We start from the raw sequence: 24,080 nt of genomic DNA on the forward strand, positions 1-24,080 counted from the left end.
ACCGTGGCTTCCACGAACGACCTCAAGAACGGCCTGGTGCTCAAGCTCGACGGAGGCCAGCTCTGGTCCGTCGTCGAGTTCCAGCACGTCAAGCCCGGCAAGGGCCCCGCCTTCGTGCGCACCAAGCTCAAGAACGTGCTCTCCGGCAAGGTCGTCGACAAGACGTTCAACGCCGGCGTGAAGGTCGACACGGCCACCATCGACCGCCGTGACATGCAGTTCTCGTACATGGACGGCGAGTACTTCGTCTTCATGGACATGGACACCTACGACCAGCTCATGGTCGACCGCAAGGCCGTCGGCGACGCCGCCAACTTCCTGATCGAGGGCTTCACCGCCTCCGTCGCCCAGCACGAGGGCGAGGTGCTCTACGTCGAGCTGCCCGCCGCGGTCGAGCTGACGATCCAGCACACGGACCCGGGCGTCCAGGGCGACCGCTCCACCGGCGGCACCAAGCCCGCCACGCTGGAGACCGGTTACGAGATCGGCGTGCCCCTCTTCATCACCACCGGCGAGAAGATCAAGGTCGACACCCGCTCGGGCGACTACCTCGGCCGGGTGAACAGCTAACCGTGGCTGCCCGGAACAAGGCCCGCAAGCGCGCCTTCCAGATCCTCTTCGAGGCCGACCAGCGCGGCGAGTCCGTGCAGAGCGTGCTCGCGGACTGGGTTCGGCTCTCGCGGACCGACGACCGTCAGCCGCCGGTCGGGGAGTTCACGATGGAGCTCGTCGAGGGGTACGCGCAGTACGCGGACCGGATCGACGACCTCATCGTCACCTACGCCGTGGACTGGGAGATCGACCGTATGCCGGTCGTCGACCGGAGCATCCTGCGGCTCGGTGCGTACGAGTTGATCTGGATGGACGGGACCCCGGACGCCGTGGTGATCGACGAGGCCGTCCAGCTCGCCAAGGAGTTCTCGACCGATGACTCCCCGTCCTTCGTGAACGGCCTGCTGGCCCGTTTCAAGGACCTGAAGCCGAACCTCCGCCGGGAGCAGTAGCCCCGTCCGCGGCGGTTCGGTCGCACACCTGACGAAGGGCCCGTGGTCGGCCGACCACGGGCCCTTCGTCGTGTCCGGACGCCGCCCGTGCCGGGGCGGCCGTCCCCGGACAGGGGCGTGACACGGAGAAACCGGGTGGGCGGGGGCCACGGAAACGCCGGGCGGGCGGGGACCCGAAGGTCCCCGCCCGCCCGGCGGCACGTTTCTGCTGTGGGGTCCCGCCCCGCTCAGCCCTCGTCGTGGGAGACGGCGCGACGCGCGTCAGCGTCCAGCACGCCCCAGCTGATGAGCTGCTCCGTGAGCACGGAAGGCGACTGGTCGTAGATGACGGCGAGCGTGCGCAGGTCGTCCTGGCGGATCGAGAGCACCTTGCCGTTGTAGTCACCGCGCTGGCTCTGGATGGTCGCCGCGTAGCGCTGCAGCGGACCGGCCTTCTCCGGCGGGACGTGGGCGAGGCGCTCCAGGTCCAGGACGAGCTTCGGCGGCGGCTCGGCGGCCCCGCCCGGCGTCGTACCCGGCAGCAGCTCCTGCACCGGGACCCCGTAGAAATCCGCCAGCTCGGCGAGGCGCTGCACGGTCACGGCACGGTCGCCGCGCTCGTACGAACCGACCACGACGGCCTTCCAGCGACCCTGGGACTTCTCCTCCACGCCGTGGAGGGAAAGGCCCTGCTGGGTGCGGATGGCACGGAGTTTGGCCCCGAGCTGTTTTGCGTATTCGCTGGACATATGGCTCCCCGGACGCTGGAACAGTGTGCGGCTCCGCCGCGTGGCTGGTAACTCACTGTGAGGTTACGCAGCGTTACTTGGATGCGTCAAGCCGAATGGTCCGGACCGGCACCTCCCGGGGGCGGGGCCAGGGCCGAGCGCAAGCCCTGGTAGCGTGGATGACGCAATTTCGACGTCCTTTAACGATCCGTCCCGTGAGGCGGAGAAGGAGGTCCGTTTCTTATGGACGCACAGCACGACGACACCGGCAAGGCGGCACGCCCCGTTCTCGAGGCCCCCGACATCGCCCGTGTTCTGACCCGTATCGCCCACGAGATCGTCGAACGCGCCAAGGGCGCCGACGACGTGGTGCTGCTCGGCATCCCGACCCGGGGCGTCTTCCTCGCCCGCCGGCTGGCCGAGAAACTCCAGGAGATCACCGGCCGGAAGACGCCGGTCGGCTCGCTCGACATCACCATGTACCGCGACGACCTGCGGATGCGCCCGGCGCGCGCCCTGGCCCGTACCGACATCCCCGGCGAGGGGATCGAGGGCAGCCTGGTCGTCCTGGTCGACGACGTCCTCTTCTCCGGCCGCACGATCCGCGCCGCCCTCGACGCGCTCGGCGACATCGGCCGCCCCCGCGCGGTGCAGCTCGCGGTCCTCGTCGACCGCGGCCACAGGGAACTCCCGATCCGCGCGGACTACGTCGGCAAGAATCTCCCCACGTCGCTGCGGGAGACGGTCAAGGTCCAGCTCGCCGAGGAGGACGGCCGCGACGCCGTGCTGCTGGGCGTCAAGCAGGCCACCCCCGCGGACACGCAGTAGCCCGAGCCCTCCCGTACGCCCTTCCGGGGACGTACGGCGGCTCCCGCGCGCCCGCATGCCTGAAACCCCCTCCAGCAACCCGGAGAACCCCCAGATGAAGCGTCACCTCATCTCGGCCGCCGACCTCACCCGCGACGACGCCGTCCTGATCCTCGACACCGCCGAGGAGATGGCCAGGGTCGCGGACCGGCCGATCAAGAAGCTCCCCACCCTGCGCGGCCGCACCGTCGTCAACCTCTTCTTCGAGGACTCGACCCGCACCCGCATCTCCTTCGAGGCGGCTGCCAAGCGGCTGTCCGCCGACGTCATCAACTTCTCCGCCAAGGGCTCCTCCGTCTCCAAGGGCGAGTCCCTGAAGGACACCGCGCTGACCCTGGAGGCGATGGGCGCCGACGCCGTCGTCATCCGGCACGGCGCCTCCGGCGCCCCCTACCGGCTCGCCACCTCCGGCTGGATCGACGGCGCCGTGGTCAACGCCGGGGACGGCACCCACGAGCACCCCACCCAGGCCCTGCTGGACGCCTTCACGATGCGCCGCCGGCTCGTCGGCGCCGACACCGGACTCGGCCGCGACCTGGACGGCCGCCGCATCACGATCGTCGGCGACATCCTGCACAGCCGGGTCGCCCGCTCCAACGTCCACCTGCTCACCACGCTCGGCGCGCACGTCACCCTGGTGGCCCCGCCCACCCTCGTCCCCGTGGGCGTCGAGAAGTGGCCCTGCGACGTCAGCTACAGCCTCGACGACGTGCTGGCGAAGTCCGACGCGGTGATGATGCTGCGTGTGCAGCGCGAACGGATGAACGCCGCGTACTTCCCGACCGAGCGCGAGTACTCCCGCCGCTACGGCCTGGACGGCGAGCGGATGGCGAAGATGCCCGAACACGCCATCGTCATGCACCCCGGCCCGATGGTCCGCGGCATGGAGATCACCGCCGAGGTCGCCGACTCCGACCGCTGCACGGTCGTCGAGCAGGTCGCCAACGGCGTCTCCATCCGCATGGCCGTGCTCTACCTGCTGCTCGGCGGCTCCGACACCGCACTGTCCGCCGCTCCCGCCCGTACCGAGGAGAACAAGTAACCATGAGCAAGATCATCATCCGCGGAGCGCGGATCCTCGGCGGCGAGCCCGGGGACGTCCTGATCGACGGCGAGACCATCGCCGAGGTCGGTACCGGCATCGAGGCCGAGGGCGCCACCGTGATCGAGGCCGAGGGGCAGATCCTGCTGCCCGGCCTGGTCGACCTGCACACCCATCTGCGCGAGCCCGGCCGCGAGGACTCCGAGACCGTCCTCACCGGCACCAAGGCCGCGGCCGTCGGCGGCTTCACCGCCGTGCACGCCATGGCCAACACCTTCCCCGTCGCCGACACCGCCGGCGTCGTCGAGCAGGTCTGGCGCCTCGGCAAGGAGTCCGGCTACTGCGACGTCCAGCCCGTCGGCGCCGTCACCGTCGGCCTGGAGGGCAAGCAGCTCGCCGAGCTCGGCGCGATGCACGACTCCGCCGCCGGGGTGAAGGTCTTCTCCGACGACGGCAAGTGCGTCGACGACGCCGTGATCATGCGCCGCGCCCTGGAGTACGTGAAGGCCTTCGACGGCGTCGTCGCCCAGCACGCCCAGGAGCCCCGCCTCACCGAGGGCGCCCAGATGAACGAGGGCATCGTCTCGGCCGAGCTGGGACTCGGCGGCTGGCCCGCCGTCGCCGAGGAGTCGATCATCGCCCGCGACGTCCTCCTCGCCGCCCACGTCGGCTCCCGCGTCCACATCTGCCACCTCTCCACCGCCGGCTCCGTGGAGATCGTCCGCTGGGCCAAGTCCAAGGGCTGGAACGTCACCGCCGAGGTCACCCCGCACCACCTCCTCCTCACCGACGAGCTGGTCCGCACCTACAACCCGGTCTACAAGGTGAACCCGCCGCTGCGCACCGAGGCCGACGTCCTGGCCCTGCGCGAGGCGCTCGCCGACGGCACGATCGACTGCGTCGCCACCGACCACGCCCCGCACCCGCACGAGGACAAGGACTGCGAGTGGGCCGCGGCCGCCATGGGCATGGTGGGCCTGGAGACCGCGCTCTCCGTCGTCCAGCAGACGATGGTGGACACCGGCCTGATCGACTGGGCGGGCGTCGCCGACCGCATGTCCTTCCGCCCCGCGGCCATCGGCCGGCTCGAAGGACACGGCCGCCCCGTCTCGGCGGGTGAGCCCGCCAACCTCACTCTGGTCGATCCGGCATACCGTGGAGCCGTGGACCCCGCGGGCTTCGCGTCCCGCAGCCGCAACACCCCCTACGAGGGCCGTGAGCTGCCGGGCCGCGTCACCCACACCTTCCTGCGGGGCCGTGCCACGGTCGTCGACGGGAAGCTCGCGTGACAACTCTGACCCCCCTGTACCACCTGGCCGCCGAGCAGAAGTCGGCGGAAGTGACGGACTGGGCCGCCCGCATCGCCTGGGTGATCGGCCTCTTCGTCTTCATCGCCTTCGTCTACTGGCTGATGCGCCAGGGCTGGAAGTGGCGCGCCAGCCTCCAGTCGGACCTGCCGGAGCTCCCGGTCACCCCCGAGGACTTCACCGACGACGAGACCCTGCTGACGCTCCAGGGGCGCTACCACGCCTCCACCACCGCCGGCCAGTGGCTCGACCGGATCGTCGCGCACGGCCTCGGCACCCGCAGCCGCACCGAGCTCACGCTCACCGCCCGCGGCCTGGACGTCGTACGCCCCGGAGCGGCCGACTTCTTCATCCCGGCCGGCGCCCTGCGCGAGGCCCGCCTCGACAAGGCGCTCGCGGGCAAGGTCCTCCCCGAGGGCGGCCTGCTGATCATCACCTGGGCGCACGGCGAGACGCTGATCGACTCCGGCTTCCGCTCCGACCGCGCCGCCGAGCACCAGGCCTGGGTCGACGCCGTCGACCGGCTCACCGGCGCCCCGGCCGCCGCGGCACTCACCAGCACCACCACTACGGAAGGCACCGCACGATGACCCTCTCCACCCGGGGGGACCAGACCCCCGCCGTACTCGTCCTGGAGGACGGCCGCGCCTTCCGCGGCCGCGCCTACGGGGCCGTGGGGGAGACCTTCGGCGAAGCGGTGTTCTCCACCGGCATGACCGGCTACCAGGAGACGCTGACCGACCCCTCGTACCACCGCCAGGTCGTCGTCATGACGGCCCCGCACGTCGGGAACACCGGCGTCAACGACGAGGACCCCGAGTCCGCCCGCATCTGGGTCTCCGGCTACGTCGTCCGCGACCCCGCCCGCAAGCCCTCCAACTGGCGCTCGCAGCGCTCGCTGGACGAGGAGCTGGCCGCCCAGGGCGTCGTCGGCATCAGCGGCGTCGACACCCGCGCCCTCACCCGCCACCTGCGCGAGCGCGGCGCGATGCGCGTCGGGATCTTCTCCGGCAACGCGATCCCCGACGAGGGCACCCTCCTCGCCCGGGTCCGCCAGGCCCCCGAGATGACCGGCGCCGACCTCTCCGCCGAGGTGGCGACGAAGGAGGCCTACGTCGTCCCCGCGATCGGCACGAAGAAGTTCACCGTCGCCGCGATCGACCTCGGCATCAAGGGCATGACCCCGCACCGGATGGCCGAGCGCGGCATCGAGGTGCACGTGCTGCCCGCCACCGCCACCCTGGAGGAGGTGTACGCGGTCGCCCCCGACGGCGTCTTCTTCTCCAACGGACCCGGCGACCCGTCCACCGCCGACCACCCCGTCGCCCTCATGCGCGGCGTACTGGAGCGGAAGACCCCGCTGTTCGGCATCTGCTTCGGCAACCAGATCCTCGGCCGCGCGCTCGGTTTCGGCACCTACAAGCTGAAGTACGGCCACCGCGGGATCAACCAGCCGGTGCAGGACCGCACCACCGGCAAGGTCGAGGTCACCGCGCACAACCACGGCTTCGCCGTCGACGCCCCGCTCGACCAGGTCTCCGACACGGAGTTCGGCCGCGCCGAGGTCTCCCACGTCTGCCTGAACGACCAGGTTGTCGAGGGCCTCCAGCTCCTGGACCGGCCCGCCTTCAGCGTCCAGTACCACCCCGAGGCGGCCGCGGGCCCGCACGACGCCGCGTACCTCTTCGACCGCTTCGTTTCCCTGATGGAGGGCCAGCGTGCCTAAGCGCTCCGATATCCAGTCCGTCCTGGTCATCGGCTCCGGTCCGATCGTCATCGGCCAGGCCGCCGAGTTCGACTACTCCGGCACCCAGGCCTGCCGCGTCCTCAAGGCCGAGGGCCTGCGCGTCATCCTGGTGAACTCCAACCCGGCGACGATCATGACCGACCCGGAGATCGCCGACGCCACCTACGTCGAGCCGATCACCCCCGAGTTCGTCGAGAAGATCATCGCCAAGGAGCGCCCCGACGCGCTCCTGCCCACCCTCGGCGGCCAGACCGCGCTGAACACCGCGATCTCCATGCACGACAACGGCGTCCTGGAGAAGTACGGCGTCGAGCTCATCGGCGCCAACGTCGAGGCGATCAACAAGGGCGAGGACCGCGACCTCTTCAAGGGCGTCGTCGAGGCCGTCAAGGAGAAGATCGGCTACGGCGAGTCCGCCCGCTCCGTCATCTGCCACTCCATGGACGACGTCATCGCCGGCGTCGACACCCTCGGCGGCTACCCCGTCGTCGTCCGCCCCTCCTTCACCATGGGCGGCGCCGGCTCCGGCTTCGCCCACGACGAGGAGGAGCTGCGCCGCATCGCCGGACAGGGCCTCACGCTCTCCCCGACCACCGAGGTGCTCCTGGAGGAGTCCATCCTCGGCTGGAAGGAGTACGAGCTGGAGCTGATGCGCGACCGGAACGACAACGTCGTGGTCGTCTGCTCCATCGAGAACTTCGACCCGATGGGCGTCCACACCGGCGACTCCATCACCGTCGCCCCGGCGATGACGCTCACCGACCGCGAGTACCAGCGGCTGCGCGACGTCGGCATCGCGATCATCCGAGAGGTCGGCGTCGACACCGGCGGCTGCAACATCCAGTTCGCCATCGACCCCACCGACGGCCGGGTCATCGTCATCGAGATGAACCCGCGCGTCTCCCGCTCCTCGGCGCTCGCCTCCAAGGCCACCGGCTTCCCGATCGCCAAGATCGCCGCCAAGCTGGCCGTCGGCTACACCCTGGACGAGATCCCCAACGACATCACCGAGAAGACGCCGGCCTCCTTCGAGCCGACCCTCGACTACGTCGTCGTCAAGGCCCCGCGCTTCGCCTTCGAGAAGTTCCCCTCCGCCGACTCCAGCCTCACCACCACCATGAAGTCGGTCGGCGAGGCCATGGCCATCGGCCGGAACTTCACCGAGGCACTCCAGAAGGCCCTGCGCTCGCTGGAGAAGAAGGGCTCGCAGTTCGCCTTCACCGGCCCCGTCGGCGACAAGGCCGAGCTCCTCGCGGAAGCGGTGCGCCCGACCGACGGCCGCATCAACACCGTCATGCAGGCGATCCGGGCCGGCGCCACCCAGGAGGAGGTCTTCGACGCCACGAAGATCGACCCCTGGTTCGTCGACCAGCTGTTCCTGATCAAGGAGATCGCCGACGAGCTGGCCTCCGCCGAACGCCTGGACGCCGGCCTGATCGCCGAGGCCAAGCGGCACGGCTTCTCCGACGCCCAGATCGGCGGGATCCGCGGGCTGCGCGAGGACGTCGTCCGCGAGGTCCGGCACGCGCTCGGCATCCGCCCCGTCTACAAGACGGTCGACACCTGCGCCGCCGAGTTCGCCGCGAAGACGCCGTACTTCTACTCCTCCTACGACGAGGAGAGCGAGGTCGCGCCCCGCACCAAGCCGGCCGTGATCATCCTCGGCTCGGGCCCCAACCGCATCGGCCAGGGCATCGAGTTCGACTACTCCTGTGTGCACGCCTCCTTCGCCCTGAGCGACGCCGGCTACGAGACCGTCATGGTCAACTGCAACCCGGAGACGGTCTCCACCGACTACGACACCTCCGACCGGCTCTACTTCGAGCCGCTCACCCTGGAGGACGTCCTGGAGATCGTGCACGCCGAGTCGCTGGCGGGCCCGATCGCCGGCGTCATCGTGCAGCTCGGCGGCCAGACCCCGCTCGGCCTCTCCCAGGCGCTCAAGGACAACGGCGTACCCGTCGTCGGCACCTCCCCGGAGGCGATCCACGCCGCCGAGGACCGGGGCGCCTTCGGCCGGGTCCTGGCCGAGGCCGGACTGCCCGCGCCCAAGCACGGCACCGCCACCACCTTCGCCGAGGCCAAGGCCATCGCCGACGAGATCGGCTACCCGGTCCTGGTCCGCCCGAGCTACGTGCTCGGCGGGCGCGGCATGGAGATCGTGTACGACGAGACGCGCCTCGCCTCGTACATCTCCGAGTCCACCGAGATCAGCCCCACCCGGCCGGTCCTGGTCGACCGCTTCCTCGACGACGCCATCGAGATCGACGTGGACGCCCTCTACGACGGCACCGAGCTCTACCTCGGCGGCGTCATGGAGCACATCGAGGAAGCCGGCATCCACTCCGGCGACTCGGCCTGCGCCCTGCCCCCGATCACCCTCGGCGGCTTCGACATCAAGCGGCTGCGCGCCTCCACCGAGGGCATCGCCAAGGGCGTCGGCGTGCTCGGACTGATCAACATCCAGTTCGCGCTCTCCGGCGACATCCTCTACGTCCTGGAGGCCAACCCGCGCGCCTCCCGCACGGTGCCCTTCACCTCGAAGGCCACCGCCGTACCGCTCGCCAAGGCCGCCGCCCGCATCTCGCTGGGCGCGACCATCGCCGAGCTGCGCGCGGAGGGCCTGCTGCCGAGGACCGGCGACGGCGGCACCCTGCCGCTGGACGCGCCGATCTCCGTCAAGGAGGCCGTGATGCCGTGGTCGCGCTTCCGCGACATCCACGGCCGGGGCGTCGACACGGTCCTCGGCCCGGAGATGCGCTCCACCGGCGAGGTCATGGGCATCGACTCGGTCTTCGGCACGGCGTACGCCAAGTCGCAGGCCGGCGCCTACGGCCCGCTGCCCACCGCGGGCCGCGCCTTCATCTCGGTCGCCAACCGCGACAAGCGCTCGATGATCTTCCCGGCCCGCGAGCTGGTCGCCCACGGCTTCGAGCTGATGGCCACCTCCGGCACGGCCGAGGTCCTCAAGCGCAACGGCATCAACGCCACCGTCGTGCGCAAGCAGTCCGAGGGCACCGGCCCCAACGGCGAGAAGACGATCGTCCAGCACATCCACGACGGCGAGGTCGACCTCATCGTCAACACGCCGTACGGCACCGGCGGCCGGCTCGACGGCTACGAGATCCGCACCGCGGCCGTCGCCCGCTCCGTCCCGTGCCTGACCACGGTGCAGGCGCTCGCCGCCGCCGTCCAGGGCATCGACGCCCTCAACCACGGCGGTGTGGGGGTCCGTTCCCTCCAGGAACACGCGGAGCATCTGACCGCGGCGCGCGACTAGCCGCCCGAGAGGGGGACACCGGAAACGGTGTCCCCCTCTTCGCGAGCCCCGTCGAACCCCGCGAGCACCCCGAGCACCAAGGACATCTCCCCATGTACAAGATCTTCTTCCGGCTGGTCTTCAAGCGGATGGACCCCGAACGGGCCCACTACGCCGCCTTCCGCTGGATCCGCCTCGCCGCCCGGATCCCCGTCCTGCGCACCTTCGTGGCCGCCGCCCTCGCGCCCCGCCACAAGGAGCTGCGCACCGAGGCCCTCGGCCTGCGGATGCACGGCCCCTTCGGGCTCGCCGCCGGCTTCGACAAGAACGCGATCGCGATCGACGGCATGGCCATGCTCGGCTTCGACCACGTCGAGATCGGCACCGTCACCGGCGAACCGCAGCCGGGCAACCCCAAGAAGCGCCTCTTCCGCCTCGTCGCTGACCGCGCGCTGATCAACCGCATGGGCTTCAACAACGAGGGCTCCGCCGCCGTCGCCGCCCGCCTCGCCGCCCGCAACCCGGTCTTCCGCACCACGGTCGGCGTCAACATCGGCAAGACCAAGGTCGTCCCGGAGGACGAGGCCGCCGCCGACTACGTGAAGTCCACCGAGCGGCTCGCCGCCCACGCCGACTACCTGGTCGTCAACGTCTCCTCGCCCAACACCCCCGGCCTGCGCAACCTCCAGGCCACCGAGTCGCTGCGCCCGCTGCTCACGGCCGTGCGCGAGGCCGCCGACCGCACCGTCACCACCCGACGGGTCCCGCTGCTCGTCAAGATCGCCCCGGACCTCGCGGACGAGGACGTCGACGCCGTCGCCGACCTCGCCGTGGAGCTGGGCCTGGACGGCGTCATCGCCACCAACACCACCGTCGCCCGCGAGGGCCTCGGCCTGAAGTCGCACCCCGACCTGGTGGGGGAGGCCGGCGGACTGTCCGGCGCTCCGCTCAAGGACCGCTCGCTGGAGGTCCTGAGCCGCCTGTACGCCCGCGTGGGCGACCGGATCACGCTGGTCGGCGTCGGGGGCGTCGAGAACGCCGAGGACGCCTGGCAGCGCATCCTCGCCGGAGCCACCCTCGTCCAGGGCTACAGCGCCTTCATCTACGAAGGCCCCGCCTACGCCCGCGCGATCCACCAGGGCCTCGCCGCCCGGCTCGCCGCCTCCCCGTACGCCACCCTCGCCGAGGCCGTCGGCGCCGAGACCCGGAAGCAGGCCGCCGCGTGACCCCCGAACCCTTCGGCGCCCGCCTGCGCCACGCCATGGACACCCGGGGGCCGCTCTGCGTCGGCATCGACCCGCACGCCTCCCTGCTCACCTCCTGGGGGCTGAACGACGACATCGCGGGCCTGGAGCGCTTCACGCGGACCGTCGTGGAGGCGCTGGCCGACCGGGTCGCCGTGCTCAAGCCGCAGTCCGCGTTCTTCGAGCGCTTCGGCTCGCGCGGCATCGCCGTCCTGGAGAAGGCCGTCGAGGAGGCCCGGGCCGCCGGGGCCCTCGTCCTGATGGACGCCAAGCGCGGCGACATCGGCTCCACCATGGGCGCCTACGCGGCGACCTACCTGGACCAGGAGTCCCCCCTCTTCTCCGACGCGGTCACCGTCTCGCCCTACCTGGGCTTCGGCTCGCTGCGCCCGGCGCTGGACGCCGCCGCCGCCTCCGGCGCGGGCGTCTTCGTGCTCGCCCTCACCTCCAACCCGGAGGGCGCCGAGGTCCAGCGGGCCACCGCCGCCGACGGCCGGCCGCTCGCCCAGCTGATGCTCGACCACATGGCGGCGGAGAACGAGGGGGCCGCTCCGCTCGGCTCCGTCGGCGCGGTGGTCGGGGCGACGCTCGGCGACGCGGGAGTGAACCTGGCGATCAACGGACCGCTCCTCGCGCCCGGCATCGGCGCCCAGGGCGCGACCCCGGCGGATCTCCCGGCGGTGTTCGGCGACGCGGTGGGCAACGTGGTGCCCAGCGTGAGCCGGGGCGTGCTGCGCCACGGCCCGGACGCGTCCGGGCTGCGCGAAGCCGCCGAACGGTTCGCGGACGAGGTCCGCGGGGCCGTATCCGGCAGCTGACCCTGACACGTTTACAGCGTGTTGACGAATTACTGACGAGAAACCTGGTCGATATGTCGCGAAAATCCTGGTCGGCCACAGCTGACCAGGACTTTTCGTCTGTTCTCGCTGACTACAGCGGTCCTTGGCGCTAGTCTCCGTCGAGAGCGGCCGAGCACAGTGTGTTCTCCGCTCACCTGGTGGGTGGCGTCCAGCTTCCCCGCCGGTCCGTATCCGACAGATCGACATCCGAGGTGACGTAGGCGTGGCTCTTCCGCCCCTTACCCCTGAACAGCGCGCAGCCGCGCTCGAAAAGGCCGCCGCGGCTCGCCGGGAGCGGGCCGAGGTCAAGAATCGACTCAAGCACTCCGGCGCTTCCCTCCACGAGGTCATCAAGCAGGGCCAGGAGAACGACGTCATCGGGAAGATGAAGGTCTCCGCACTGCTGGAATCCCTGCCGGGCGTCGGCAAGGTCCGCGCCAAGCAGATCATGGAGCGTCTCGGCATTTCCGAGAGCCGCCGGGTCAGGGGTCTTGGCTCCAATCAGATCGCATCCCTGGAGCGTGAGTTCGGCGGCAGCCCCGCCTGACGTTCTCAGGCACTCCTGAGAACGGGGATAATCGCCCCATGGCTGCAACATCCCGGGGGACGTCCCCCGTACCCCCGGACGTACGTCCGCGGCTGACCGTGCTCTCCGGCCCCTCAGGGGTCGGCAAGAGCACGGTCGTCGCTCATATGCGCACCGTGCACCCCGAGGTCTGGCTCTCCGTGTCGGCGACGACGCGCAAGCCGCGCCCCGGGGAGCGCAACGGCGTGCACTACTTCTTCGTGGACGACGAGGAGTTCGACAAGCTCGTCGCCAACGGCGAACTGCTGGAGTGGGCCGAGTTCGCGGGCAACCGCTACGGCACGCCCCGGCGCGCCGTGCTCGACCGCCTGGAGGCCGGTGAACCGGTCCTGCTGGAGATCGACCTCCAGGGCGCCCGGCTGGTCCGCCAGTCGATGGACGACGCGCGTCTGGTCTTCCTGGCCCCGCCGAGCTGGGAGGAGCTGGTGCGCCGGCTCACCGGCCGGGGCACCGAGGCCCCCGAGGTCATCGAGCGCCGGCTCGCCGCCGCGAAGATCGAACTGGCCGCCGAGGCCGAGTTCGACACCACGCTCGTCAACACCTCCGTCGAGGACGTGGCGCGTGAGCTGCTAACGTTGATGCTTCAGGCCTAGATCTCTGCGATCGTCCAGATCACTTTGATCTTTGATCTACATCCCCTTCGGAAGGCAGAGAGTGTCCTCTTCCATCACCACGCCCGAGGGCATCATCAACCCGCCGATTGATGAGCTCCTCGAGGCCACCGACTCGAAGTACAGCCTGGTGATCTACGCGGCCAAGCGCGCCCGCCAGATCAACGCGTACTACTCGCAGCTCGGTGAAGGCCTCCTCGAGTACGTCGGTCCGCTCGTCGACACCCACGTGCACGAGAAGCCGCTGTCGATCGCACTCCGCGAGATCAACGCGGGCCTGCTGACCTCCGAGGCCATCGAGGGCCCCGCGCAGTAACGCAGGAGCACCACGGCACCCTCACTCCAGGCCCGGCGGCCCGTCCGCCGGGCCTGAGGTGTGTCCGGGGCCGGATGAACGCGTTCCGTGCGGTGAGGCAGCATGGGGCGCACACGTTGCCTTACGTTGCCGAGTGCGGGGAGACGCAGTGGACAAGCCGAAGGTCGTCCTGGGGGTCAGCGGGGGCATCGCCGCCTACAAGGCGTGCGAACTGCTGCGCCGGCTGACCGAGTCCGGCCACGACGTACGGGTCGTCCCGACCGCCGCGTCGTTGCACTTCGTGGGGGCCGCCACCTGGTCGGCGCTCTCCGGCCACCCCGTGTCCGACGAGGTCTGGCAGGACGTCCACGAGGTCCCGCACGTGCGGATCGGCCAGGGCGCCGACCTCGTGGTGGTCGCCCCGGCCACCGCGGACATGCTGGCCAAGGCGGCCCACGGGCTCGCCGACGACCTGCTCACCAACACGCTCCTGACGGCCCGCTGTCCGGTGGTCTTCGCCCCCGCGATGCACACCGAGATGTGGGAGCACCCGGCCACCCAGGAGAACGTCGCCACCCTGCGCCGCCGGGGAGCCGTCGTCATCGAGCCCGCCGTCGGGCGGCTCACCGGAGTCGACACCGGCAAGGGCCGGCTCCCCGACCCGGGTGAGATCTTCGAGGTCTGCCGCCGGGTGCTGGCGCGCGGTGTCACCGAGCCCGACCTCGCGGGCCGCCATGTGGTGATCAGCGCCGGCGGCACGCGCGAGCCGCTCGACCCGGTGCGCTTCCTGGGCAACCGCTCCTCCGGAAAGCAGGGGTACGCGCTGGCGCGCACCGCCGTGGCCCGGGGGGCGCGGGTCACCCTGATCGAAGCCAACACCGGTCTGCCCGACCCGGCCGGGGCGGACGTGCTCCGTGTCGGCACGGCGGTCCAACTGCGCGAGGCCGTGCTGAAGGCGGCTCCCGACGCGGACGTCATCGTGATGGCGGCGGCGGTGGCCGACTTCCGCCCCGCCGAGTACGCCTCAGGCAAGATCAAGAAGAAGGACGGCGAGGAGGCGCCCGCCGTCACCCTGGTCCGCAACCCCGACATCCTCGCCGAGGTCTCCGGTGACCGGGCCCGTCCGGACCAGCTTGTCGTGGGATTCGCCGCCGAGACCGACGACGTGCTGGTCAACGGCCGTGCGAAGCTCCGCCGCAAGGGCTGCGACCTCCTCGTGGTCAACGAGGTGGGGGAGCGCAAGACCTTCGGCTCGGAGGAGAACGAAGCGGTCGTCCTCGCCGCCGACGGCCAGGAGACACCGGTCCCGTACGGGCCGAAGGAGGCGCTTGCCGACACGGTCTGGGATCTGGTTTCGGGAAGGTTCCGGCCGATTTCACAATCAACCCTCCGGGCGAGCGAAATCGTCCCATAAAGCCCAAAACGCAGGCCGGGAAGGGCGGATTGTCCTACTGGAGCCCCGCGTGGCGCACGTCACGAACCTCCCAAAGGGCGAGACACCTGACCCGGTCACCGGATGCGACCGATAAACTGGCCGACGGTACGGCCCGAGCGCAGCTCTCGGACGTGCCACCCATGATCAGCCAGCAGCCGCTGCAACCCCAGGGAGCGATGTGTCCCGCCGTCTCTTCACCTCGGAATCCGTCACCGAGGGTCACCCCGACAAGATCGCTGACCAGATCAGCGACACGATTCTCGACGCGCTCCTGCGCGAGGACCCCACCTCGCGCGTCGCCGTCGAGACCTTGATCACCACAGGCCTGGTGCATGTCGCCGGCGAGGTCACCACCAAGGCCTACGCCGACATCCCCAACCTCGTGCGCAACAAGGTTCTGGAGATCGGCTACGACTCCTCCAAAAAGGGCTTCGACGGTGCTTCCTGTGGCGTCTCGGTGTCGATCGGCGCGCAGTCGCCGGACATCGCCCAGGGCGTCGACACCGCGTACGAGAAGCGGGTCGAGGGCGACGAGGACGAGCTCGACAAGCAGGGCGCCGGCGACCAGGGCCTGATGTTCGGCTACGCCTGCGACGAGACCCCGGAGCTGATGCCGCTCCCGATCCACGTCGCGCACCGCCTCTCCCGGCGGCTGTCCGAGGTGCGCAAGAACGGGACCATCCCCTACCTGCGCCCCGACGGCAAGACCCAGGTCACCATCGAGTACGACGGTGACAAGGCGGTCCGGCTGGACACGGTGGTCGTCTCCTCGCAGCACGCCTCCGACATCGACCTGGACTCGCTGCTCGCGCCCGACATCCGCGAGTTCGTCGTCGAGCACGTGCTCGCACAGCTCGTCGAGGACGGCATCAAGCTGGACACCGAGGGCTACCGCCTCCTGGTGAACCCCACCGGCCGCTTCGAGATCGGCGGCCCGATGGGCGACGCCGGTCTCACCGGCCGCAAGATCATCATCGACACCTACGGCGGCATGGCCCGGCACGGCGGCGGCGCCTTCTCCGGCAAGGACCCGTCCAAGGTCGACCGCTCCGCCGCGTACGCCATGCGCTGGGTCGCCAAGAACGTGGTGGCCGCCGGTCTCGCCGCCCGCTGCGAGGTCCAGGTCGCGTACGCGATCGGCAAGGCCGAGCCCGTCGGTCTCTTCGTGGAGACCTTCGGCACCGCCGCCGTCGACACCGAGAAGATCGAGAACGCGATCGGCGAGGTCTTCGACCTCCGCCCGGCCGCGATCATCCGTGACCTCGACCTGCTCCGCCCGATCTACGCCCAGACCGCCGCCTACGGCCACTTCGGCCGTGAGCTGCCCGACTTCACCTGGGAGCGCACCGACCGCGTCGACGCCCTGCGCGCCGCCGCCGGTCTGTAGCGGGACCCGCCCGCGTACGACAGCGGGGCGGGCGCCATCGAGCACGGCAGCGGGGCCCGGACACCGAACGCGGTGTCCGGGCCCCGCTGGCGTGCCCCCGCCGCTGTCCGTGCCCTCTGGTAGGAATGCAGCTGTGAGCAGCGAGAACGAGCGGTCCGCCGAACCGGGCGCCGGGGCGCCGGAGCAGCTTGCGCTGATCCGGGAGACCGTGCGCCGGGCCAAGGTGCCGCGTGCCAAGCCGCGGACCTGGCGCGGCGCCGCCCTCGCCGAGGAGCTGCCCGTCGCCCGCGTCCTGGTCAACAAGGGCGTCCTCCACCTCGACCAGTACTTCGACTACGCGGTCCCCGAGGAACTGGACGCCGACGCCCAGCCGGGCGTCCGGGTGCGGGTCCGGTTCGGCGCCGGAGGACGCAACATCCAGGGCGGACGGCGCGAGGGCGGCGGGCTGATCGACGGGTTCATCGTCGAGCGCCGCGCCGACTCCGACTACCAGGGCGCACTGGCCGCCCTCGCCTCCGTGGTCTCCCCGGAACCGGTCCTCGGCCCCGACCTGCTGGCCCTCTGCCGCGCCGTCGCCGACCGCTACGCGGGCAGCCTCGCGGACGTCCTCCAGCTCGCCGTCCCGCCCCGCAACGGCCGCGCCGAGTCCAAGCCCTCCCCGGACCCGCTGCCCCCGCCGCCCGCCCCGGAGCCGGGCACCTGGGAGCGGTACGGCCAGGGCCCGGCCTTCCTGCGCGCACTGGCCGAGGGCGGTGCGCCCCGCGCGGTGTGGACGGCCCTGCCCGGCCCGCACTGGCCCGCCGAGATCGCCGGAGCCGTCGCCGCGACGCTCTCCTCGGGGCGCGGCGCGCTCGTCGTCGTCCCGGACGGCCGGGCCGCCGGACGGGTCGACGCGGCCCTGACCGAGGCGCTCGGCACCGGCCGGCACGCCCTGCTGACCGCCGAATCCGGCCCCGAGAAGCGCTACCGGCAGTGGCTCGCGGTGCGCCGGGGCTCGGTGCGGGCGGTCGTGGGGACCCGGGCCGCCATGTTCGCCCCCGTCCGGGACCTCGGGCTGGTCGTCGTCTGGGACGACGGGGACTCCAGCCACAGCGACGACAACGCCCCCTTCCCGCACGTCCGCGAGGTCCTGGAGCTGCGGTCGGCCCAGGGCCGCTGCGGCTTCCTGCTCGGCGGGCACAGCTGCACGGTCGAGGCCGCCCAGCTCGTGGAGAGCGGCTGGGCGCTGCCCCTCCTCGCGGACCGCGAACGGCTGCGCCGGGCGGCGCCCCTCATCCGTACGGTCGGGGACGGCGAGCTGGCCCGGGACGGCGCCGCCCGTACCGCCCGGCTGCCCAGCCTCGCCTGGGGGGCCGTGCGCGACGGGCTGCGCAGCGGTCCGGTCCTGGTCCAGGTGCCCCGCCGGGGTTACGCCCCCCGCCTCGCCTGCGAACGCTGCCGCACCCCGGCCCGCTGCCGGCACTGCGCGGGTCCCCTGGAGGCGCCGGACCAGCAGGATCTGAACTGCGCCTGGTGCGGGCGGGCCGAGCGGGCCTGGCAGTGCGCGGAGTGCGGCTCCGTCCGGCTGCGGGCCCGGATCGTCGGCGCCCGCCGCACGGCGGAGGAGCTGGGCCGCGCCTTTCCGGCCGTGCCCGTCCGCACCTCGGGGCGCGACCACATCCTGGACGCGGTGCCGGACTCCCCGGCCCTCGTCGTCTCCACGCCCGGCGCAGAGCCCGTCGCCGAGGGCGGCTACGCGGCGGCCCTGCTCCTGGACGGCTGGGCCATGCTCGGCCGGCCCGATCTGCGGGCCGGGGAGGAGGCGCTGCGCCGGTGGACGGCGGCGGGCGCGCTCGTCCGGGGCCAGGACGAGGGCGGCACGGTGGTGATCGTGGCCGAGCCGACCGAGCGCGCGGTGCAGGCGCTGGTCCGCTGGGACCCGGCCGGATTCGCCCGGCGGGAGTTGGCGGAGCGGGCCGAGCTGGGGTTCCCGCCGGTCTCCCGGATGGCCTCGGCGACCGGCCCCGCCGAGGCCCTGGCAGCGTTCCTCCGGACCGCCGGGCTGCCGCCCGGGGCCGAGATCCTGGGGCCGGTGCCGGTCCCGTCGGCCGGACCCGGCCGACCCCGCCGGCCGGGGGACGCGCCGCCGGGCGAGACCTGGGAGCGGGCCCTGATCCGGGTGGTCCCGGGGCGCGGGGCGGCCCTCGCCCGCGCGCTGAAGACGGCGCTCGCCGCCCGCACGGCCAAGGGGGCATCCGACCCGGTCCGCATCAGGATCGATCCGCCCGACATCGGCTGAGGCGGGGGAGCCCCCTGCGGGGACCGTGGGGCCCCGGGCAGGCTGCGGGCCGCGGGCAGGGGACTGCCCCGCCGTGCGACCGGCACGGTGGGGCAGAGGGGTGGCACGCGGTCAGCCGTTGCGCGGGCCGGGGAAGGCGCCGGGGCGCACGTCCTCGCGGACCGGCTGGACCGCCGACGGCTGCGGCGGCATCGAGCGGGCCGCCGGGACCGCGTGCACCGGGGAGCCGGGCCCTCCGGTGGAGGAACCGGCCGGCCCGCTCCCGACGGAGACCGGGCGCGGCGCGGCCGCGCTCTCGCCGCCCGTCTCGGCGGCGGGCTGCGGCGTGGCCCGGCGCGTTCCGTAACGGCGGTGCACGGCCTGCTTGGTGACGCCGAGGGCGGAGCCCACCGCGTCCCAGGAGAAGCCCAGCGAGCGGTCGAAGTCCACCGCGGCCGTGACCAGCGTCTCGACGCTGTCCCGCAGTTCCTGCGCGAGGCGGACGGTGGGGGCCGGGGCCCTGCCGTAGACGACGAAGCCCGCGGAGGGGCCGGAGCGGCGCGGACGGTAGACGTTGCCCAGCTGGGCGGTGAGGGTGCGCAGCGCGTCCACCTGCCGCCGGACCCGCTCGATGTCCCGCACCAGAAGATGCAGACTGGCCCGCGCTTGGGCGTCGTGCGTTGCGTGGTCGGCCATGAAGAAGCCTCTCGAACCGGCGTTGAAAGGGATCGGGCCGCACCGGGCGGCCCGCTTCGGTCAATCTCCTTTGACCAACGCCCGAGCCGGGTATGTGGTCACGCTATCGGGGCGTATGTGCATATGCACGGGGCGTGCGCGGCGCGCGTACGCCCCCTGGTCGCCGCCCCCCGCGCAGGCTCGGGTACGACCCGCACCCGGCACACACCGAGAGCGCGCACCGACCCCGCGGGTGCCGACCTTCGGGCGACGACGGCAGTGTGACGACAGGACCTAGACTGGTGTGCTGCTCGTCACCGTACGTCCTGGCCCGAGAGGCAGTCAGCCACCCATGAAGCTCGTCTTCGCCGGCACCCCCGAAGTCGCCGTCCCCGCACTGGACGCCCTGATCGCCTCCGACCGCCACGAGGTGGCCGCCGTCGTGACCCGTCCGGACGCCCCGGCCGGGCGGGGCCGCAGGCTCGTCGCGAGCCCGGTGGCCGAGCGGGCGCAGGAGGCCGGGATCGAGGTGCTCAAGCCCGCGAAGCCGCGGGACGAGGAGTTCCTCGCCCGGCTGCGCGAGATCGCCCCGGACTGCTGCCCGGTCGTCGCCTACGGGGCCCTGCTGCCCAAGGTCGCCCTGGACGTGCCCGCCCGGGGCTGGGTCAACCTGCACTTCTCGCTGCTGCCCGCCTGGCGGGGCGCCGCGCCCGTCCAGCACGCGGTGATGGCCGGGGACGAGGTGACCGGCGCGTCGACCTTCCTGATCGAGGAGGGCCTGGACTCCGGCCCGGTCTACGGCGTCCTCACCGAGGAGGTCCGCCCCACCGACACCAGCGGCGACCTGCTCACCCGCCTCGCCTTCGCGGGCGCGGGGCTGCTCGCCGCCACCATGGACGGCATCGAGGACGGCACGCTGCACGCCGTCCCCCAGCCCCACGAGGGCGTCACCCTGGCCCCGAAGATCACCGTCGAGGACGCCCAGGTCCAGTGGTCCGCGCCGGCCCTGCGGGTGGACCGGGTGGTGCGCGGCTGCACCCCGGCCCCCGGCGCCTGGACCGTGTTCCGCGGCGAGCGGCTCAAGCTGATCCAGGCCACGCCGGTCCTGGACCGCACGGACCTGGCCCCCGGCGAGCTGTCGGCCGCCAAGAACAACGTGTACGTGGGCACCGGCTCGCACGCGGTCGAGCTGCTCTGGGTCCAGCCGCAGGGCAAGAAGCCGATGCGGGGAGCCGACTGGGCGCGCGGCGTCCGCATCGCCCACGGCGAGCTGCTGGGCCCGTAGCGCGCTTCAGGGGGAGGGCGGGGCGGCCCCCCTGGCCCCCGGGCCGCCGTTCGGGCGCCCGGGGGCGGCGACGTACGCTGGGAGGGTTCGCACCTCTCACCGTCAGCGGAGCACCTTTCACGTGAACGACCAGCCGCGTCGCCGTCCCGCCAAGCCCCATCGCCGGCCGAAGAAGGACCCGGTCCGTTTCCTCGCCTTCGAGGCGCTCCGGGCGGTCGACGAGCGTGACGCGTACGCCAACCTCGTACTGCCCCCGCTGCTGAAGAAGGCCCGTGCCAAGGGCGACTTCGACGCCCGGGACGCGGCGCTGGCGACCGAGCTGGTCTACGGGACGCTCCGCCGCCAGGGCACGTACGACGCGATCGTGGCGGCCTGCATCGACCGGCCGCTGCGCGAGGTCGACCCGCCGGTCCTCGACGTCCTGAACATGGGCGTCCACCAGCTGCTCGGCACCCGTATCCCCACCCACGCGGCCGTCTCCGCCAGTGTGGAGCTGGCCCGGGTGGTGCTGGGGGAGGGTCGTGCGAAGTTCGTCAACGCGGTGCTGCGCAAGGTCACCGCGCACGACCTCGACGGCTGGGTCGAGAAGGTCGCCCCGCCCTACGACGAGGACGCCGAGGACCACCTCGCCGTCGTACACTCCCACCCGCGCTGGATCGTCTCCGCCCTCTGGGACTCCCTGGGCGGCGGCCGGGCGGGCATCGAGGACCTGCTGGAGGCCGACAACGAGCGGCCCGAGGTGACGCTGGCGGCCCGCCCCGGCCGCTCCACCACCGGCGAGCTGGTCGAGGCCCTGGGCGAGGACAACTCCCTGCCGGGCCGCTGGTCCCCGTACGCCGTGCGGATGGCCGAGGGAGGCGAGCCCGGCGCGCTGGCAGCCGTCCAGGAGGGCCGGGCGGGCGTCCAGGACGAGGGCAGTCAGCTCGTGGCCGCCGCCCTGGCCGCCGCCCCCGTCGAGGGCCGTGACGCCCGCTGGCTGGACGGCTGCGCGGGCCCCGGCGGCAAGGCCGCCCTGCTCGCCGCCCTCGCCGCCGGGCGGGGCGCCGCCCTGCTCGCCGCGGAGAAGCAGCCGCACCGCGCCCGGCTGGTCGAGCGGGCGCTCGCCGGCAACCCCGGCCCCTACCAGGTGATCACCGCGGACGGCACCCGCCCGCCCTGGCTGCCCGGTAGCTTCGACCGGATCCTGATGGACGTGCCCTGCTCCGGCCTGGGCGCTCTGCGGCGTCGTCCGGAGTCCCGCTGGCGGCGCCGGGCCGAAGACCTGGAAGCCTTCGCCCCGCTCCAACGAGGCCTGCTGCGCGAGGCGTTGAAGGCCGTACGGGTCGGTGGCGTGGTCGGCTACGCGACCTGCTCGCCGCATCTCGCGGAGACCCGCGTGGTGGTCGAGGACGTCCTCAAGGGGCGGGGCGGGGAGCCGGTGGAGGCGGAGTGGATCGACGCCCGCCCGCTGATGCCCGGAGTGCCCGCGCTGGGGGACGGCCCCGACGTCCAGCTCTGGCCGCATCTGCACGGCACGGACGCGATGTATCTGGCGCTGCTGCGCCGGACCGGCTGAATATCACCGCGTCAGCACACCCGCCCGTACGGCAAAGGAACGGTAAAGCGCTGGCAAAATGCGCAGAATGTGCGAAGTGTGATGGCCCTGTGAGGCTTCGGAGCGCATCGAGGCGGGGAACCGGCGGGAGACGTGGCAGGCTTGGGTCATGGCGCAGATCAACCCCAGCATCCTGTCCGCCGATTTCGCGCGTCTCGCCGAGGAGGCGAAGGCCGTCGAAGGCGCGGACTGGCTCCATGTCGATGTCATGGACAACCACTTCGTGCCCAACCTGACCCTCGGCGTGCCGATCGTCGAGGCGATCGGCAAGGCCACGGACATCCCGCTGGACTGCCACCTCATGATCGAGGACCCGGACCGCTGGGCACCCCAGTACGTGGAGGCGGGGGCCGGGTCCGTCACCTTCCACGCGGAGGCCGCGGCGGCTCCGGTGCGCCTGGCGCGGGAGATCCGGGCGAAGGGGGCGCGCGCCTCGATGGCGCTCAAGCCCGCGACACCCATCGAGCCGTACGAGGACCTGCTCCCCGAGCTGGACATGCTGCTGATCATGACGGTCGAGCCGGGCTTCGGCGGCCAGGCCTTCCTGGACATCATGCTGCCGAAGATCCGCCGCACCCGGGAGCTGATCGGCAAGCACGGCCTGGAACTGTGGCTCCAGGTCGACGGCGGGGTCTCGGCCACCACCATCGAGCGCTGCGCCGAGGCCGGCGCCGACGTCTTCGTGGCGGGTTCCGCCGTCTACGGGGCGCAGGACCCGGCCGCGGCGGTGCGGGAGCTGCGGGCCCAGGCGGACGCGGTCACGGCCGCCGCCCCCTGGGCGTGCGGACACTGAACCAAGAGCAGATGAACGCGGTCCGACAGGGCCGATCAAGGACCGCCGGATCTGACAGGATGAACGGCGTATCGGGCGTGTGAACAGCAGTGAGGAGATCGCGGTGTCTGGCATCTCGGCGGGTCGGTCAGCCATGCGGATGGGACCCGCGGAGCTGGTGCAGGCGGCGGCCATGGCCCGCCGGTTCTACCTGGAGGGCAAGTCCAAGATCCAGATCGCCGAGGAGTTCGGCGTGAGCCGCTTCAAGGTGGCCCGGGTCCTGGAGACGGCCCTGGAACGCGATCTCGTACGCATCGAGATCCGGGTACCGGCCGAGCTGGACGCCGAACGCTCCGACGCCCTGCGGGCCCGTTACGGGCTGCGGCACGCGGTGGTCGTCGAGTCCCCGGCCGAGGAGCAGGAGGACGCCCCCGACCCGGAGAACCTCGGCGAGGTCGCGGCCGACCTGCTCGGCGAGCTCGTCGTCGAGGGCGATGTGCTCGGCCTGGCCTGGGGCCGCTCCACCATCCACATGGCGGCCGCCCTCGACCGGCTCCCGCCGTGCACGGTCGTCCAGCTGACCGGCGTGTACGACGCGGGCACGGCCGAGCGCGGCTCGGTCGAGGCGGTCCGCCGGGCGGCCCAGGTCTCCGGGGGCGAGGCGCACCCCATCTACGCGCCGATGCTGCTGCCCGATCCCGCGACGGCCGCCGCGCTGCGCGAGCAGACCGGCATCGCCCGGGCCTTCGAGTACTTCGACAAGGTGACCGTCGCCGCCGTCTCCATCGGTTCCTGGGAGCCGGGCATCTCCACGGTCCACGACATGCTCTCGGACGCCGAGCGCGCCCATTACGCCTCGCTCGGCGTCGCCGCCGAGATGTCCGCGCACCTCTTCGACTCCGACGGCCGCCGGGTCGGCCGTGACCTGGGGGAGCGGTGCATCACCGTGGAGGCGGACCGGCTGCGCCGGATCCCCGAGGTCGTCGCGATCGCGGGCGGTCAGCGCAAGGCGGCGGCGATCGGCGCGGTGCTGCGCTCCGGGCTGGTCACCAGCCTGGTGACGGACACCGCCGCGGCCGACTTCCTGCTCACCGAGTCCCCCGCGGGCGTCCGTCCGGCACTGGAGCGGGCCGACCCCGACGGGGAGTGACACCGGCGGGAGCGCGT

The 24,080-nt window shown here is 72.2% G+C and carries 22 protein-coding genes; 20 read left to right on the top strand and 2 right to left on the bottom strand.

The window, feature by feature from the left end:
- The first annotated feature begins 3 nt into the window (after positions 1-3).
- Together efp and nusB are read left to right on the top strand one after the other, a co-directional pair.
- The gene (efp, locus tag DTB53_RS22815; RefSeq protein WP_003970356.1) at positions 4-570 is read left to right on the top strand and encodes an elongation factor P; all 567 of its coding nucleotides are present in this window, start codon (positions 4-6) and stop codon (positions 568-570) included.
- Positions 571-572: 2 nt separating this feature from the next.
- Positions 573-1,004 carry a transcription antitermination factor NusB gene (gene nusB, locus DTB53_RS22820; protein ID WP_003970357.1) on the top strand — a complete coding sequence of 144 codons (432 nt, stop codon included), beginning with the start codon at positions 573-575 and terminating at the stop codon, positions 1,002-1,004.
- A gap of 227 nt (positions 1,005-1,231) precedes the next feature.
- On the opposite strand, the gene bldD is transcribed toward nusB, so the two are convergent.
- Entirely contained in the window at positions 1,232-1,732 is a 501-nt protein-coding gene (gene bldD / locus DTB53_RS22825) for a transcriptional regulator BldD (RefSeq protein ID WP_003970358.1), read from the bottom strand.
- Positions 1,733-1,954: 222 nt separating this feature from the next.
- Between bldD and pyrR the strand changes: the two genes are divergently transcribed.
- From pyrR to DTB53_RS22895, 14 genes are all read left to right on the top strand, one after another.
- The gene (pyrR, locus tag DTB53_RS22830) at positions 1,955-2,539 is read left to right on the top strand and encodes a bifunctional pyr operon transcriptional regulator/uracil phosphoribosyltransferase PyrR (RefSeq protein WP_003970359.1); all 585 of its coding nucleotides are present in this window, start codon (positions 1,955-1,957) and stop codon (positions 2,537-2,539) included.
- Positions 2,540-2,633: 94 nt separating this feature from the next.
- The gene (locus tag DTB53_RS22835; protein WP_003970360.1) at positions 2,634-3,620 is read left to right on the top strand and encodes an aspartate carbamoyltransferase catalytic subunit; all 987 of its coding nucleotides are present in this window, start codon (positions 2,634-2,636) and stop codon (positions 3,618-3,620) included.
- A 2-nt stretch (positions 3,621-3,622) separates the two neighbouring features.
- On the top strand, positions 3,623-4,909 hold the full coding sequence (locus DTB53_RS22840; RefSeq protein ID WP_003970361.1) for a dihydroorotase: 1,287 nt from the start codon (positions 3,623-3,625) through the stop codon (positions 4,907-4,909).
- A complete protein-coding gene (locus DTB53_RS22845) occupies positions 4,906-5,517 on the top strand; it encodes a PH-like domain-containing protein (protein WP_012381684.1) in 612 nt (203 codons plus the stop codon). Before DTB53_RS22840 ends, DTB53_RS22845 begins: the two co-directional genes overlap by 4 nt.
- Positions 5,514-6,653 (top strand): glutamine-hydrolyzing carbamoyl-phosphate synthase small subunit, encoded by a 1,140-nt coding sequence (carA, locus tag DTB53_RS22850; protein ID WP_003970363.1) that lies wholly within the window; start codon positions 5,514-5,516, stop codon positions 6,651-6,653. Before DTB53_RS22845 ends, carA begins: the two co-directional genes overlap by 4 nt.
- Positions 6,646-9,954 (top strand): carbamoyl-phosphate synthase large subunit, encoded by a 3,309-nt coding sequence (gene carB, locus DTB53_RS22855; RefSeq protein ID WP_003970364.1) that lies wholly within the window; start codon positions 6,646-6,648, stop codon positions 9,952-9,954. Before carA ends, carB begins: the two co-directional genes overlap by 8 nt.
- Before the next feature lie 92 nt (positions 9,955-10,046).
- Entirely contained in the window at positions 10,047-11,159 is a 1,113-nt protein-coding gene (locus DTB53_RS22860; RefSeq protein ID WP_003970365.1) for a quinone-dependent dihydroorotate dehydrogenase, read from the top strand.
- Complete coding sequence (pyrF, locus tag DTB53_RS22865; RefSeq protein ID WP_012381685.1) at positions 11,156-11,995, top strand: orotidine-5'-phosphate decarboxylase; 840 nt, start codon at positions 11,156-11,158, stop codon at positions 11,993-11,995. Before DTB53_RS22860 ends, pyrF begins: the two co-directional genes overlap by 4 nt.
- Positions 11,996-12,239: 244 nt before the next feature.
- Positions 12,240-12,563, top strand: a complete 324-nt coding sequence (locus DTB53_RS22870) for an integration host factor (RefSeq protein ID WP_003970367.1) — start codon at positions 12,240-12,242, stop codon at positions 12,561-12,563.
- 38 nt (positions 12,564-12,601) lie between these two features.
- The gene (gmk, locus tag DTB53_RS22875; protein ID WP_003970368.1) at positions 12,602-13,195 is read left to right on the top strand and encodes a guanylate kinase; all 594 of its coding nucleotides are present in this window, start codon (positions 12,602-12,604) and stop codon (positions 13,193-13,195) included.
- 61 nt (positions 13,196-13,256) lie between these two features.
- Positions 13,257-13,529, top strand: coding sequence for a DNA-directed RNA polymerase subunit omega (gene rpoZ / locus DTB53_RS22880; RefSeq protein ID WP_003970369.1), 273 nt, complete (start codon positions 13,257-13,259; stop codon positions 13,527-13,529).
- A 148-nt stretch (positions 13,530-13,677) separates the two neighbouring features.
- Positions 13,678-14,922 carry a bifunctional phosphopantothenoylcysteine decarboxylase/phosphopantothenate--cysteine ligase CoaBC gene (gene coaBC, locus DTB53_RS22885; protein ID WP_003970370.1) on the top strand — a complete coding sequence of 415 codons (1,245 nt, stop codon included), beginning with the start codon at positions 13,678-13,680 and terminating at the stop codon, positions 14,920-14,922.
- Between the two features lie 199 nt (positions 14,923-15,121).
- The gene (metK, locus tag DTB53_RS22890; RefSeq protein ID WP_003970371.1) at positions 15,122-16,330 is read left to right on the top strand and encodes a methionine adenosyltransferase; all 1,209 of its coding nucleotides are present in this window, start codon (positions 15,122-15,124) and stop codon (positions 16,328-16,330) included.
- A gap of 133 nt (positions 16,331-16,463) precedes the next feature.
- Positions 16,464-18,608, top strand: coding sequence for a primosomal protein N' (locus tag DTB53_RS22895; RefSeq protein ID WP_003970372.1), 2,145 nt, complete (start codon positions 16,464-16,466; stop codon positions 18,606-18,608).
- A 111-nt stretch (positions 18,609-18,719) separates the two neighbouring features.
- Here the strand turns inward: DTB53_RS22895 and DTB53_RS22900 are convergent, their stop codons facing one another.
- A complete protein-coding gene (locus DTB53_RS22900) occupies positions 18,720-19,283 on the bottom strand; it encodes a hypothetical protein (protein WP_003970373.1) in 564 nt (187 codons plus the stop codon).
- 331 nt (positions 19,284-19,614) lie between these two features.
- Here DTB53_RS22900 and fmt point away from each other — a divergent pair, with 331 nt between their 5' ends.
- The 4 genes from fmt (at position 19,615) to DTB53_RS22920 (ending at position 24,063) form a co-directional block, all read left to right on the top strand.
- A complete protein-coding gene (fmt, locus tag DTB53_RS22905) occupies positions 19,615-20,547 on the top strand; it encodes a methionyl-tRNA formyltransferase (protein ID WP_012381687.1) in 933 nt (310 codons plus the stop codon).
- Positions 20,548-20,668: 121 nt separating this feature from the next.
- Entirely contained in the window at positions 20,669-22,102 is a 1,434-nt protein-coding gene (locus DTB53_RS22910) for an RsmB/NOP family class I SAM-dependent RNA methyltransferase (protein WP_012381688.1), read from the top strand.
- 148 nt (positions 22,103-22,250) lie between these two features.
- Positions 22,251-22,934 (top strand): ribulose-phosphate 3-epimerase, encoded by a 684-nt coding sequence (gene rpe, locus DTB53_RS22915; protein WP_003970377.1) that lies wholly within the window; start codon positions 22,251-22,253, stop codon positions 22,932-22,934.
- 133 nt (positions 22,935-23,067) lie between these two features.
- Positions 23,068-24,063, top strand: coding sequence for a sugar-binding transcriptional regulator (locus DTB53_RS22920; RefSeq protein WP_030704417.1), 996 nt, complete (start codon positions 23,068-23,070; stop codon positions 24,061-24,063).
- Positions 24,064-24,080: the final 17 nt, after the last annotated feature.

It is taken from the genome of Streptomyces griseus (genome assembly GCF_900460065.1).
Classification (GTDB): domain Bacteria; phylum Actinomycetota; class Actinomycetes; order Streptomycetales; family Streptomycetaceae; genus Streptomyces; species Streptomyces griseus.

Coding starts and splice junctions, on each gene's coding strand:
- bldD (WP_003970358.1), bottom strand. CDS start 1,732: ATGTCCAGCGAATACGCAAAACAGCTCGGGGCCAAACTCCGTGCCATC.
- pyrR (WP_003970359.1), top strand. CDS start 1,955: ATGGACGCACAGCACGACGACACCGGCAAGGCGGCACGCCCCGTTCTC.
- DTB53_RS22835 (WP_003970360.1), top strand. CDS start 2,634: ATGAAGCGTCACCTCATCTCGGCCGCCGACCTCACCCGCGACGACGCC.
- DTB53_RS22840 (WP_003970361.1), top strand. CDS start 3,623: ATGAGCAAGATCATCATCCGCGGAGCGCGGATCCTCGGCGGCGAGCCC.
- carA (WP_003970363.1), top strand. CDS start 5,514: ATGACCCTCTCCACCCGGGGGGACCAGACCCCCGCCGTACTCGTCCTG.
- DTB53_RS22860 (WP_003970365.1), top strand. CDS start 10,047: ATGTACAAGATCTTCTTCCGGCTGGTCTTCAAGCGGATGGACCCCGAA.
- gmk (WP_003970368.1), top strand. CDS start 12,602: ATGGCTGCAACATCCCGGGGGACGTCCCCCGTACCCCCGGACGTACGT.
- DTB53_RS22900 (WP_003970373.1), bottom strand. CDS start 19,283: ATGGCCGACCACGCAACGCACGACGCCCAAGCGCGGGCCAGTCTGCAT.
- fmt (WP_012381687.1), top strand. CDS start 19,615: ATGAAGCTCGTCTTCGCCGGCACCCCCGAAGTCGCCGTCCCCGCACTG.
- rpe (WP_003970377.1), top strand. CDS start 22,251: ATGGCGCAGATCAACCCCAGCATCCTGTCCGCCGATTTCGCGCGTCTC.
- DTB53_RS22920 (WP_030704417.1), top strand. CDS start 23,068: ATGCGGATGGGACCCGCGGAGCTGGTGCAGGCGGCGGCCATGGCCCGC.